At 47.1% G+C, this 13,257-nt stretch carries 13 protein-coding genes; 7 read left to right on the top strand and 6 right to left on the bottom strand.

Annotated features, from left to right (window positions below):
• The first annotated feature begins 60 nt into the window (after positions 1–60).
• From R2Q26_RS06390 to R2Q26_RS06380, 3 genes are read left to right on the top strand one after another with little or no spacing between them, the layout of a single operon-like run.
• The gene (locus tag R2Q26_RS06390; protein ID WP_317535517.1) at positions 61–1,557 is read left to right on the top strand and encodes a metallophosphoesterase; all 1,497 of its coding nucleotides are present in this window, start codon (positions 61–63) and stop codon (positions 1,555–1,557) included.
• Between the two features lie 4 nt (positions 1,558–1,561).
• Positions 1,562–3,589, top strand: coding sequence for a CHAT domain-containing protein (locus tag R2Q26_RS06385; RefSeq protein ID WP_317535516.1), 2,028 nt, complete (start codon positions 1,562–1,564; stop codon positions 3,587–3,589).
• A gap of 59 nt (positions 3,590–3,648) precedes the next feature.
• A complete protein-coding gene (locus R2Q26_RS06380; RefSeq protein ID WP_317535515.1) occupies positions 3,649–3,876 on the top strand; it encodes a GDCCVxC domain-containing (seleno)protein in 228 nt (75 codons plus the stop codon).
• Between the two features lie 13 nt (positions 3,877–3,889).
• On the opposite strand, the gene holB is transcribed toward R2Q26_RS06380, so the two are convergent.
• On the bottom strand, positions 3,890–4,948 hold the full coding sequence (holB, locus tag R2Q26_RS06375) for a DNA polymerase III subunit delta' (RefSeq protein WP_317535514.1): 1,059 nt from the start codon (positions 4,946–4,948) through the stop codon (positions 3,890–3,892).
• Between the two features lie 15 nt (positions 4,949–4,963).
• The gene (gene tmk, locus R2Q26_RS06370) at positions 4,964–5,587 is read right to left on the bottom strand and encodes a dTMP kinase (RefSeq protein WP_317535513.1); all 624 of its coding nucleotides are present in this window, start codon (positions 5,585–5,587) and stop codon (positions 4,964–4,966) included.
• A 107-nt stretch (positions 5,588–5,694) separates the two neighbouring features.
• Between tmk and ampD the strand changes: the two genes are divergently transcribed.
• A complete protein-coding gene (gene ampD, locus R2Q26_RS06365; protein ID WP_317535512.1) occupies positions 5,695–6,267 on the top strand; it encodes a 1,6-anhydro-N-acetylmuramyl-L-alanine amidase AmpD in 573 nt (190 codons plus the stop codon).
• Here the strand turns inward: ampD and rnk are convergent.
• The 3 genes from rnk to R2Q26_RS06350 form a co-directional block, all read right to left on the bottom strand.
• Positions 6,227–6,640, bottom strand: coding sequence for a nucleoside diphosphate kinase regulator (gene rnk, locus R2Q26_RS06360; protein ID WP_090572237.1), 414 nt, complete (start codon positions 6,638–6,640; stop codon positions 6,227–6,229). The two genes, ampD and rnk, sit on opposite strands and share 41 nt — an antisense overlap.
• A gap of 194 nt (positions 6,641–6,834) precedes the next feature.
• The gene (locus tag R2Q26_RS06355) at positions 6,835–6,951 is read right to left on the bottom strand and encodes a hypothetical protein (RefSeq protein WP_090572238.1); all 117 of its coding nucleotides are present in this window, start codon (positions 6,949–6,951) and stop codon (positions 6,835–6,837) included.
• 276 nt (positions 6,952–7,227) lie between these two features.
• Complete coding sequence (locus tag R2Q26_RS06350) at positions 7,228–8,133, bottom strand: D-hexose-6-phosphate mutarotase (protein ID WP_317535511.1); 906 nt, start codon at positions 8,131–8,133, stop codon at positions 7,228–7,230.
• 105 nt (positions 8,134–8,238) lie between these two features.
• Here R2Q26_RS06350 and R2Q26_RS06345 point away from each other — a divergent pair, with 105 nt between their 5' ends.
• Positions 8,239–11,091: an aconitate hydratase gene (locus tag R2Q26_RS06345; RefSeq protein ID WP_317535510.1), complete on the top strand. Its 2,853-nt coding sequence runs from the start codon at positions 8,239–8,241 to the stop codon at positions 11,089–11,091.
• A 74-nt stretch (positions 11,092–11,165) separates the two neighbouring features.
• Here R2Q26_RS06345 and R2Q26_RS06340 read toward each other — a convergent pair whose 3' ends face one another.
• Positions 11,166–11,900, bottom strand: a complete 735-nt coding sequence (locus R2Q26_RS06340) for a DUF2459 domain-containing protein (RefSeq protein ID WP_317535509.1) — start codon at positions 11,898–11,900, stop codon at positions 11,166–11,168.
• Between the two features lie 196 nt (positions 11,901–12,096).
• On the opposite strand from R2Q26_RS06340, the gene R2Q26_RS06335 reads away from it, so the two are divergent.
• Together R2Q26_RS06335 and R2Q26_RS06330 are read left to right on the top strand one after the other, a co-directional pair.
• Complete coding sequence (locus R2Q26_RS06335; RefSeq protein WP_317535508.1) at positions 12,097–13,005, top strand: TIGR01777 family oxidoreductase; 909 nt, start codon at positions 12,097–12,099, stop codon at positions 13,003–13,005.
• Between the two features lie 31 nt (positions 13,006–13,036).
• The gene (locus tag R2Q26_RS06330) at positions 13,037–13,207 is read left to right on the top strand and encodes a deoxyribodipyrimidine photo-lyase (protein WP_317535507.1); all 171 of its coding nucleotides are present in this window, start codon (positions 13,037–13,039) and stop codon (positions 13,205–13,207) included.
• The last annotated feature ends 50 nt before the right edge of the window (positions 13,208–13,257 follow it).

Raw genomic sequence — 13,257 nt, 5'->3', positions numbered from 1 at the left:
GACCTGAGATAGGTTGTCAAAGGTGGGTCTGTGATTATCTTAATTCAATGAGGTAACGATATGAGTGATTTTCCCGAATACGATGAAATCCATGTCATTTCAGACATCCACATGGGCGGCAACAAAGTGGATTTTCAAATTTTGCGCGAAACCAAGCGCCTTGCCAACTATATCAGCTGGGTTGGACAGCAACGGCCTGGTGGACGTATGGCATTGATATTGAATGGTGATGTCATCGATACGCTGGCTGAAGACATTTACGGCTATGTTGCCGTTGATGAAGCAGTGGCCACCGTACAGCGGATCATGAAAGACCCATCGTTTTGCGACATATGGAAAGCTTTGGCTGATTTTGTCAAGCTGGAAGGACGCACCCTGGTCATCATCATTGGCAATCACGATATCGAATTATCTTTTCCTGTTGTACAACGTTTGATTATTACGCATCTGGCAGGAAGCGATCTAACAGCACGTGCACGTATTGAATTTTCCACAACTGGCGCAGGCTACACCTGCATGGTAGGAAATGCACGCATCTATTGTACTCACGGTAATGAAGTCGATGCCTGGAATTACAATCGTTACGAAGACCTGGCAAAAGTGGGGCGACGCTTGAATGTTGGCCGTTCGCTTGACCCCAACGAATGGTACCCCAATGCCGGTACGCGCATGGTCAAGGAAGTCATGAATGAAGTAAAGCGCAGGTTTGCCTGGATCGATCTGCTTAAGCCCGAAACTTCAGCAGCCATCGGTACCTTATTGGTACTTGATCCATCACAAGTAAGTAAAATTGGCAAACTGCTATCGATCGTTGGCGAAAAGATGCAAGGACAAAAACAAGTTGACCAACGCCTATCCGCTGAAGGCTTTCAACAGCCTAGCCAGGATGTTGCCATACCATTCACCACCGATCGTTTATTGGGACCCAACCTTAAAGCTGGAATATTAGGCGCTACAGCAGCTGGCAGCCGTAGCGCTGATGAAATGTTGCTAGCTGCGGAAGAGAACTTTAACCGCACGGATGCGAAGATAGCAACCGCCGACAATACCTTAGGCACACCACAACTCATCCTGGACAGTTTAACCGGCTGGATGAGGGGTGTCGGCAAAGATGAAGCGCTGCGACGTGCGCTTAAAGACTGGCTGACAGACGACAAAACATTCGATATCTCCGATCAGGATGATACTTATAAGCAAGTGACAGCTGCCATCGGATCACCCGTCGACTTTATTATTACGGGTCACACACATCTTGAACGCGCAATCGACATGGGGGGCGGACGCTATTATTTCAATAGTGGTACCTGGATCCGTTTATTGCAGTTTACCGAAGCTATGCTGAAAGACACGACTTCCTTCAAACCAGTATACGATGTACTCATCAATGGAAAAATGGAAACTATCGATCAGGCAAAATTTGGTAATCAGCCATTCGTGATGGACCAGACCAGCACTGTATCGATCAAAGAAGAAGGTGGCAAAGCAGTTGGGAGGTTGACCCATGTTGTGGGTGATGGTTCAGGTGCACCTGTTGAAATAAGAAAATTTCCGGGGTAGTGACATGAGCACTGTGTCCAGCAAGGTAATCCAAAAAGTAAAACTTGAATTGCTCAGACCAGGACCATCGCACAATCAATTACTCTCTCCGCTTACGCCTTATATTGCGTTATGCGGCGAAGAAGGGCCAGTGACAGTGCAAATGCCATTTGAGCACCGACAATTGCTAATGCGTTTGCGCAGGCTACGTTATGAATCCGATAAGGATCCTGCAAAAGATGAGCAGCGCCAGGCTGAAGTTCGTGATTTGGGTGAGGCGATTGGGAGAGTGCTCGGCCAGATTCCCGCGCTGCTTTCAGAATTGGGTAATGCAGCAGTGGAAGTCGGGAAACTGGTTCATCTGCGCCTTTCCTTATCTGCGTTTGAGCTTGGGCTGATTCCATTCGAGCTTGCTGTTGGCGTGGACGGCTTTCCAGGCTCTGGCTCCCCGTTATTCCTACAAACACGCGCACCGATCTCAATCACACGGGAAATTCGTCGCGGGCGCCCTCTCCCTGTTAATTGGAATCGGCCACCGCGCATCCTCTTTGCTTTTGCAGAACCAGATGGACTTTATGTTCCCGCTCAATCCCATTTACAAGCACTCCGTTCAGCCATCGAGCCTTGGGTAAAAATCAGAAGCCCAGGGATGACCAAAGAACGCATTGAGGATGTTAAAAAGATTTTGACTGTCCTGCCCAATGCTACCTTAAAGCAGATCCGCGAAGCATGTGCCGAGACTGAGTATACTCATGTACATATTCTGGCACATGGTGCACCGTTGGAAAGCTCTGGTGATAAACGCTATGGGGTAGCGTTATGCAACGATCTTGATCAAAGCAAAGACATCATTGATGGCGAAAGGCTTGCCATTGCGCTGACAGCCCGTGATTCTTCGGGAAATACGAAATTCTGCCCAACACTAGTCACGCTCGCAACCTGTGATTCAGGCAATATTGAATCAATGCTTACTCCCGGTGGCAGTATCGCGCATGAACTGCATGCTGCGGGTATTCCTTGGGTTATCGCATCGCAGTTCCCGCTATGGATGAGGGCCTCGGCGATTGCTGCCGAAGTCCTTTATCAACGACTACTTGACGGCAACGATCCACGCTGGGTCATCTATGAACTACGTCAGCGCTTACGCACCGATGCAGCTGGTACTCATGATTGGGCTAGTATCGTGGCTTACGCCACTGTACCATTAAACTTCGAGGATCAGGTAAATACCTTCCGTGACAAACAAATCAGAAAACGACTAGAGGTCAAATTCGATCGTATCGATGAATTGGTGGGTGGTAATGCTGACTTTCAACAAATCCAGCAAACGTTCAATTCCGCTGAGTATGGAGAAGAAATCGCTTCCTTATGCAAGTCAATTCGTAACGAACTCAAAGTATGGCGTGAAGAGCCTGAAGCCATGACTTCTTTCGAGGTGAAAGCCGAACGTCTTGGTATGAGTGCAGCCAGTGAGAAACGTATCGGGATCGCCTATTCATTACTTGCGAGTAACCACGCTGCTGATCCCAGCAAGGTTCCGAAGTGGATAAAGGAAAGCAAGAAAGCCTATGAAGCTTCTCAAGTATTTTATCGCGAAGCCTTGGAGATCGAGCCCCATAATCATTGGGTTATGACTCAATATCTTTCTATTACAGCGATACCAGCATTAATCAATAAAGCAGCTTTTAAATCCTTATCGAAAAATTATGGTCAATGGTGGATCACAGCTCGCCAAATTGTCGAGTGGGAATTGAATAAGGCCAACGGAGAAAATCGGGGATACACATTAGGAACGCTGGCCGAACTCGCTTTGCTCGGTGTAGCCTATGGTGGGCCAGATTTCGATTATCAACAAGCGAAAGAGGATATTACCCGTTATTGCAATGAGATACGGGGTCTGCTTGGTCCTGATGCATTCCCACTCCTTTCAACACAGCGTCAATTTAGGCGTTACACCAAGTATTGGGATAGAAAGGAATGGAAAGATCTGGCCAATGTTGCCTTAGAGACGTTGGGCGGTAGACTGTCAGAAGAATCTCCAGAAAATCAATAAACCCTCTAGATTCTGATTTCTACCAGAAATAATTGGCTTTACGAATGAGGGTGACAAAAATGCGCCTAAATCCTGCTGTCATTTTGGAATCTGTGGTCACGTGCCCACTTTGTGGCCATAAAGAAATGGAGACAATGCCAACGAATGCATGCCAGTGGTTCTATGACTGCAAGGCTTGTAATGAATTACTCAAGCCAAAGCCAGGTGATTGCTGTGTGTTCTGTTCATACGGCACTGTACCATGCCCGTCGATTCAAGAAGAGAAGCATTCGTGCTGCTCCCGATGATAGATGTGATAGATTAATCTGCGTATCGCTCCGGCACCATTACCCTGATGTAGGAAAGCAGCATTTCTTCCAGAAACAATTTAGCGTTGAGAGGATGACGCGATAATTGCTGGTTCGTGATCAAATTGCGCCAGAAACTGGCAAGTAGCTTGGGATCTGCAGTTGCGACCAATTTTCTTATAGCTGTTTCTTGTTGCACATGGTAGCGAATTTTTCCTGTCGTATAAAAACTCATTAGATCATAACACCACTTTTGCAACCAGCTGACGATCTCCGGTAAATCCAGTTTATGCAGTCTGTTGGCTAGAGAAATAGGATCAAAGCTGGCTGGCAAGCTGATTTTCCGAATAAAATCAGCATGCTGACTAAAATAATCATCATGATTGAACGCTACGGCCTGCAAAGGTGAAGCACCTGCCAGAGCCAGACAGGTATCGGCATGCTCTACCCCCTGCTGTACCAGCCAGTTGCGCGCAGTAGCCGCATCAGGTATGGGCAGGGTAATTTGCTGGCAACGACTACGAATCGTTGGCAGCAGATCTTGCGAGCGATGTGTCACCAGGATGAAAAGGACATTGGACGGAGGCTCTTCAAGTTTCTTCAATAAGGCATTGGCCGCTGCTCCATTCATGGCTTCTGCCGGATGAATCAGAATCACCTTGAGTCCATCCTGGTGACCGGAAAAATAGACGAAATCGTTTAGCGCCCGCACTTGCTCGATAGTGATATGTTGACTGGGTTTCTTCCCTGATTTGGTATTATCTGCATCCTGCTTATCCGTAGCACTGCTCTCGGAGCCAGCTCCGCCAGACGATTCGATAAGTGCTTCTGGTGTCATTAAATAAAAATTCGGATGTGCTCCCTGCTCGAACCATTTACAGCTTGCACACATCCCGCACGCAACCCGTTCCGCCGTTATCTGTTTACACAATAATGATTTGGCAAGGCTTCGTGCGAAATCTAACTTGCCTATTCCCTTTCTACCTTTCAGTAGCAAGGCATGTGTTTTCAAGACAACTGTGCCTCTGACTTGCTGCCAGACGGTATATTGCCAGGGATAAAATTCAGCCATTTCTTATAGGTTAATTTAATTAAACAATGTTTCCTGGACGATACCTTCCAGAGCGATTGTCACCTCATGCAGCGGCTGGCCGGCATCAATCAAGCGGATTCTTTCTGGAAATTGCTGTACCCGCTGGAGATAAGCTTCGCGCACTCGGTGAAAAAATTGATCGTGCTCGCTCTCGAAACGATCGGTTATTTTGACCGATTGCACACGCTGTCTAGCCATTTCTATCGGCACATCGAAATATAATGTCAGGTCGGGCTGGAATATGCCTTGTACCCATTGTTCCAGTATTTGTAATTTATCGAATGCAACCCCTCTGCCACCGCCCTGATAAGCAAAACTCGCATCAGTGAAGCGATCCGAAACGACCCACTCCCCCCTATGGAGCGACGGTAGGATGATTTTATCCAGATGTTCTCGCCGTGCTGCAAACATCAGCAATGCTTCCGTTTCCATATGCATGTACTGAGAAGGATCGAGCAGCAAGGCACGCAATTGCTCGCCCAACAAAGTGCCACCCGGCTCACGTGTTGTTACAACATCGATTCCCTTGTCTTCTAAAAAATTTTCCAGCCAGGTCAAATGAGTGCTTTTACCTGCACCATCAAGGCCTTCTAAAGTAATGAATTTTCCACGCTGCATGGGTAGCCTGCTTATCTAAATGTTCATAAATAAAATCCACCTGAATCAACTTTGCACTATTATATCTATTCAATGAGTTAAATTTCCTGTTCAGAATAAAAGAATATATGGAGATCAATACTGCCGGCTATCTTGAGAAGGTGCGTTTCATTCCTTCACCCAACTATGATGAGCGTCCCCCTGGATGTGCCATCAGTTTACTGGTAATACACAACATCAGTCTGCCGCCTGATGAATTTGGCGGAAACAATGTGATTGAGTTATTTACTAACCAGCTTGATCCCAAAGCACATCCTTATTTTGAATCACTGCGCGATCTTAGAGTTTCCAGTCACTTTTTCATTCGCCGCGACGGGAAAATCATCCAGCTTGTCCCGTGCACACTACGCGCCTGGCATGCCGGTGTTTCGTGCTGGCGAGGCAGGGATCGCTGTAATGACTTCTCCATCGGAATTGAACTGGAAGGAAGCGATACCCTGCCCTTTGAACCCATCCAGTACGACCAGCTCATTGCGCTCACTGCAGCTTTACTCAAGGCCTACCCTATTACCGATATCGCAGGGCATGCCGATATTGCCCCCACGCGTAAAACCGACCCAGGCCCTTATTTTGATTGGGGGCGCTATCGCCAGGGATTCTCTAGCGGTGGTATTCACCAGAACGTTCAGGTTGGTAAGTGACTTCCACGATGCGAACGCGTAATACTCCACCGCCTGGCTTTGGCCATTCGATTTCATCTCCTTGAGAAAGACCCAGCAGCGCACTGCCGACAGGTGCAAGAACTGAAATCTTGCTTCCGCTGGCGTCAATGTCTTTAGGATAAACCAATGTTAATTCAAATTCTTCAGACGTAGATTCAACTATAAATCTTACCGTAGAATTCATGGTCACCACACTAGGTGGAACATCCATAGGATCAATTACTTCCGCTCGCATCAGTTCAGCCTCTAATTCATCCTTACCTGGAAAAGCATTGCTGGGTAATGAATCAACAAGACTCTCCAATCTCTCCGCATCGAGCGTTGAAATGATAATTTTTGGTCTGATTTGCATTTTTACTCTCTTAAATTTTGATTAATACAGCTTATCCGAACAATGAAAGAAGATCTAACAAGAAGATAGGGGAAACGCGAATCACGCGCTATGCCCCTATCAAAACATGCAGCAGAGAATTACTGATAAAACGGCGTTTTATTAAAAGCCTAGTTTTATCGAAATCTCGTTTTTACAGACTCTCAACACAATAATCAGTTCAGCCTCAATTCATCCTTACCTGGAAAAGCATTGCTGGATAATGAATCAACAAGACTCTCCAATCTCTCCGCATCGAGCGTTGAAATGATAATTTTTGGTCTGATTTGCATTCTGACTCTCTTAAATTTTGATTAATACAGCTTATCCGAACAATGAAAGAAGATCTAATTCCGTTTCTAAATCAAACCTAACTTTGTCAGCTTCACCTTGCCGTATTATTGATACTGTCTGCGACTTGCCTTCGTGTCATCTTTGATTTGGAAATGGAATAACAAGAAGATAGGGGAAACGCGAATCACGCGCTACGCCCCTATCAAGACATGTAGCAGAGAATTACTGATAAAACGGTGTTTTATCAAAAACCCAGTTTTATCGAAATTTTGTTTTTACAAACTCTCAACACGATAATTAGCAACCAGTCTAAATTCACTGCCCGGTTGTATCGTGATGATATCCGTTGCAGCATTGGTTGTTTCAACGCATAACATTCGCAGATAATCATCATCCTGCAAATCACCCATCTCTGCCGAGATTTTGGCCCAGGGATTCCATGCCACAGCTGTTTGACTACCTTGAGAAGTGATGCGAATCCGGCGTTTCAGAGCTGGATCGTGAATGACAACATCATCTAAGACATCCAGGTAAATGCGATCCACTTCCGAGCTGATGGTTACCGCGCCTGATTGCATTTTTTGCTGCCCCCCATCGACCTTGTCGATGTATTCCCTGCCCTCCAGCCCTGAAACACGGGTTTGATGAATATCGCCCACGCTGAAATAGGTGTGGAAGGCCTGCGTAATGGAGAATGCCTGATCTCCAGTGTTACGTGTAACTAGCGCTAGATTAAGTGTTTCTCCAACTGTAATTTCTAGTCGCAGAATAAAGGCATGTGGCCAGATTGCCTGCGTCTCTGGTGTATTCGTCAATCCTAATACCACTTTAGTATCGCCATTAGCAGTCACGCTCGTTTCAATCACGTCCCACATGCGGTTACGCACAAAACCATGCGCCGGGCGGCCTTTTCCTTCTGGATCAGGACCAAACCACGGCCAGCAAATCGGTACGCCCCCTTTAATTGCTTTTCCTGCTTGATAATAAGCCTTTTGGCTGAGAAACATCAGATCATCTGTTTTACCAGCAGGCCGAAAAGAAAGCACCTGACCTGCGTAGACTGAAATCAGTGCATTGGCCTTGGCATTATGGACGCGAATAAATGGAAAACCACCTTGTCCCTCAATGAACTCAACCTGACCAACGATTCCATGCTCGCTATTTAATTGTGCAATGCTCATTTTTTTACCTTATTTTTGTCGCGATAAGATTGGAATGATAAACTCAAACCAATACTTCATAAACTGCTATTAGTAGATCACCGCTCTTACTTTTAAGGAAACGCCATGACCCACAATTTATTCAACTCACTGCAATCGCTACAATTTCCTGATGGTAGAATTGCCCAATTTTATTCTTTATCAGCACTAGAGGAAGTCGGCCTCGGTAAGATATCACGACTTCCTGTTTCCATCCGCATTGTGCTGGAGTCGGTGCTGCGTAATTACGACGATAAAAAAATCACTGAAGCGCATGTCCGCCAACTGGCCAGCTGGCAGCCGAATGCCGCACGTACTCATGAAATTCCGTTCGTGGTTGCACGCATCGTTTTACAGGATTTCACTGGCGTTCCGCTACTGGTTGATCTGGCGGCCATGCGCAGTGTAGCAGAAAGGCTAAGTAAAGATCCCCAGCGTATCGAGCCGCTGGTACCCGTTGATCTAGTAGTCGATCACTCTGTGCAAGTCGATTACTATGGCGATAAAGATGCATTGGCACGCAACATGGAAATGGAGTTTATCCGCAATAAGGAACGCTATCAGTTCATCAAATGGGGCATGCAGGCATTTGATACTTTCAAGGTTGTCCCACCTGGTATTGGTATCGTACATCAGGTCAATCTAGAGTATCTGGCACGCGGCGTGCATCAGAAAAATGGCTTGATTTATCCAGACACGCTGGTTGGCACAGACTCCCATACTACCATGATCAATAGCATCGGGGTAGTAGGCTGGGGTGTAGGCGGAATCGAAGCAGAAGCAGGCATGCTGGGGCAACCAGTTTACTTTCTTACTCCCGATGTGGTCGGTGTCAACCTGACTGGTCGGCTGCGTGAAGGAGTAACTGCCACGGATTTGGTCTTGACTGTCACCGAAATGCTGCGCAAAGCAAAAGTGGTCGGCAAATTCGTGGAATTCTTCGGTGAAGGTACTGCATCGCTGAGTCTACCTGATCGTGCAACCATTGCTAACATGGCGCCAGAATATGGCGCCACCATGGGCTTTTTCCCAGTTGATGACGCCACCCTTCAATACTTCAGAAATACCGGTCGCACGAATGAAGAAATCAATGCATTCGAAGTTTATTTCAAAGCGCAAGGGTTATATGGCATGCCACGAAAGGGAGACATCGATTACAGTCAGGAACTGCAACTGGATTTGAATTCGATCGCGCCTTCGCTGGCCGGACCAAAGCGCCCGCAGGATCGCATCGCAATTGGCGGTCTTAAATCAACTTTTACTGAGCTTTTCAGTAAACCTGTGGCAGAAAACGGTTATGGCCGGCCAGCGGAAGATCTGACTCGCGCCTATACCACCCGCGATACAACTTACCCGAGTGACGAGGTATGCGTCATCAGCCCGATTAATCAGAATGAAGTCACTCTCCCGCCTGGTTCTGAGAGAAATATGGCTGAACTGGTCAGTAATCATCCAACCCAGGATACCGTCAAAATCAATGGTAAAGTAAATTACCCGGTGGAGTTGCATCATGGCGATGTCTTGATTGCTGCGATCACTTCCTGCACCAACACTTCCAATCCTACGGTATTAATTGGTGCCGGGTTACTTGCCAAAAAAGCGGTTGAAAAAGGCCTGAGTGTCAAAAGCCATATCAAAACATCACTTGCACCAGGCTCGCGCGTAGTAACTGAATATCTCATTGCCGCTGGCTTAATGCCCTATTTGGAGCAACTTGGTTTCAATCTAGCGGGTTATGGCTGCACTACCTGCATTGGTAACTCCGGACCGCTGCCAGAGCTCATCGAAGAATGTGTCGTCAAAGAAGATCTCGTCTGCTCAGCCGTGCTGTCTGGTAATCGGAATTTTGAAGCAAGGATACACGCCAATATCCGCGCTAACTTTCTGGCTTCGCCCCCGCTGGTAGTAGCTTATGCCATCGCGGGCACGGTATTGAAAGATCTCGATACAGAACCACTGGCTTTGGGCAAGAACAATCAGCCTGTCTGGCTGCGCGATATCTGGCCAAGCAGCGCAGAAATTGCATCCCTCATGAAATTTGCTACCCAGGCAGACACTTTCCATCGGCTCTATGGTGATTTCACCAAAAATAACCCCCTTTGGAATAACATCACCTCGGTCACTGGCAAATTATATAACTGGCCAGACTCCACCTACATTGCCGAACCACCTTTCTTCCAGGATTTTTCGCTGCAACCAGCACTTACCAGCAAACCTGACGGTATCATTGGAGCACGGGCATTAGCGATCTTTGGTGATTCCGTCACAACTGATCATATCAGCCCTGCTGGTTCTATCAAGGAAACCTCACCAGCAGGTAAATATCTGCTCGCCAATCATGTTACCAAAGCAGATTTCAATAGTTATGGTTCTCGCCGCGGTAACCATCACGTCATGATGCGCGGCACTTTTGCCAATGTGCGCATTAAAAACCTGATGATCCCTGGCAGTGAAGGTGGGATAACGTTGTTCCGTAGCAGCAATACTGCTGATGGTGAACAAATGCCGATTTACGATGCGGCCATGCGCTATATCGCACAAAATGTGCCTACCGTAGTATTTGCCGGCAAGGAGTACGGCACGGGCTCAAGCCGGGATTGGGCAGCCAAAGGCACGCAACTGCTCGGTGTCAAAGTCGTCATCGCGGAAAGCTATGAGCGTATCCACCGCAGCAATCTGGTTGGGATGGGGGTCCTACCTTTACAATTCATGGACAATGATAATGCCTCCTCCCTTGGTATCAAAGGTGACGAACAATTCGATATTCTTGGCATCGACACCATTCAACCCCAGCAAGAAGTTACTCTTGTTATCCATCACAAGGATGGCAGCCAGCGCAACATCCCGCTGCTCTCCCGCATCGATACCGCAATCGAAGTCGATTATTATCGACATGGCGGCATCTTACCTTATGTACTCAGGCAATTACTGGCTAATTAGAAAACTTTAATGCGTGCTGGAGGATATCCTCCGCACGTTTGGAAGTGACGCTGTTTGTTGTTCCTGCCAATACCTCATTGCAATTCACCAGAAAGCAAAGCTGTCGGATGCTTCTTAGCGATCTGCACAGCACGGTGCAACTGCCAGGCAAAGGAAGTTCTGCTGAAAGCCCAGAATGGTGAGAGAGGTAAACCCGCCTCTCTCAAGGCATGAGCTGTATATTGATGACAGGTATGGAAAGCATGGTATGAACGTTTTGCAGGATAAAACAGAGAAGCTCCAGAAGCAGTTACAGCGCTATGGTCTGCTATCGTAGCCTCAAGGTGGCGGCGTAGTCGCTGGTAACCTTCTTCACTCAAGCGAAATATGAAGAGATCGGAAGGAGGCTGAGGCGTACGATTAGCCCACACCTGATCGTACCAGCCAACTTCAACTACTCCTTCAGTTGGCCAAAAAAGCGCTCGTATAGCTCCGGTCAGCCCTCTTCTGCCTTCTAGATACCACGCACGCTCGGCATAACCCCACTCCTCGAAACGCTGATTGTGTGTGAATGGCAATGAATGGCTTAGGGAAGAAGACAACTGAGGAAACTGATGCCCTTCTTGATATGCACTATTTGCACTATTTACTGCCATTTCCTCACTTTGCGGAAAAGCAATCATCGCATGCCATGTATCAAGCGATACATAGATAGTTCGTGCAGCAGAATCGGGAGGTGGTGGCCACAAATTTTCAACAGGTAAGGCGCAGGCCGTGAGCAGCGAACTTACTAAAAGAGTCATTGCTGCAGCACGAGTAAAATTTTTCATTGTCGTATGAACTTAGTCAAATTTCAATACGGCAAAAAAATGATTAAAAATAAGATTATCATTAGCTATCATTGTACCTACTCTAAATAATTTCATTGCATTTGCTCTCTACAGGGAAGATTTGCATTTTGCCGTTCGATTCGAAAAACGTGTATCTTGAATTGGCCATCAATCAACTTGGGAATTGTCAAATATAATGAACATACTCATTACTGGCGCAACAGGATTCGTAGGTCGGCACCTGGTACAGCGCCTCAAACAAGACCATCATACTATTAAGGTACTCAGCCGGAATGGCGCACGCGCGAGCCGGAAACTGGGTGTACCAGCCTTTAGCTGGAACTATGCAAAAGAGGATGCGCCTGCTGAAGCATTAGAAAATATCCAGATTATCATTCATCTGATGGGTGAGAATATAGGTAGCGGCCGCTGGACTAAAGAACGCAAGCGCGAAATTTATGATTCGCGCATAGTCAGTGCCCGCAAGCTGGTAGCTGCAGCCCCTGCCAGTCTGGAATGCTTTGTCTGTGCCTCAGCGATCGGCATCTACCCAGGCGAAGGAGATGATGTTTATAATGAATCCTATGCAGTACCTGTCCAAGTAGGTTTTATGCAGACCATTTGCCGTGACTGGGAGGCGGAAGCCGCAAAAATCGAAAACAAGGGTGTGCGTCGGGTTAGCATCCGGACTGGTATAGTATTGGGCGATGGCGGTATGCTGGATAAACTCCTACCGGTGTTCAAGATAGGATTGGGTGGGCCTGTCGGTCATGGTCGCCAGTGGCTTCCGTGGATTCATATTGATGATCTAGTTTCGGTATACATGACTGCTGCACTGGATACTCGCTATCATGGACCGATAAATGCTGTTTCGCCCAATCCGGTACGATATCGCGAATTTGCAACTGCCCTCGGTAAGGCGCTGCATCGACCAGCGTTCTTTCCTACACCGGCTTTTATCCTAAAACTGGCACTAGGTGAAGCGGCAGCTCTTGCGCTGAACAGCTATCACATCGTACCTACTAGATTATTGCAAGAATATGATTTTAAATTCAAATTTACTGATTTACCGACAGCGCTAGAGGATTTATTTGGCAAAGGCTGACGCTGGGCTGTGATAAATAGGTGCGCTTGAAATGACAACACTGCTATCTGTTTTCTGGTTTAGGTGGGATCTGCGTCTGGATGACAATGTGGGTCTCTCGCAAGCCTTAGCAGCTGGTCGACCGGTTCTGCCCATTTTCATTTTTGATCCAAACATTTTGGATGGCCTACTCCGTGACAATGCACTCGCCGCGTCCGTCTAGATGCCTTACAAACAAACGACACGCCCATGAGCGCTGCCTGAAAATTTATC

This window comes from Nitrosomonas sp. Is37 (assembly GCF_033063275.1).
Lineage (GTDB): Bacteria > Pseudomonadota > Gammaproteobacteria > Burkholderiales > Nitrosomonadaceae > Nitrosomonas.
This window is presented reverse-complemented; position numbering and strand designations above follow the sequence as displayed.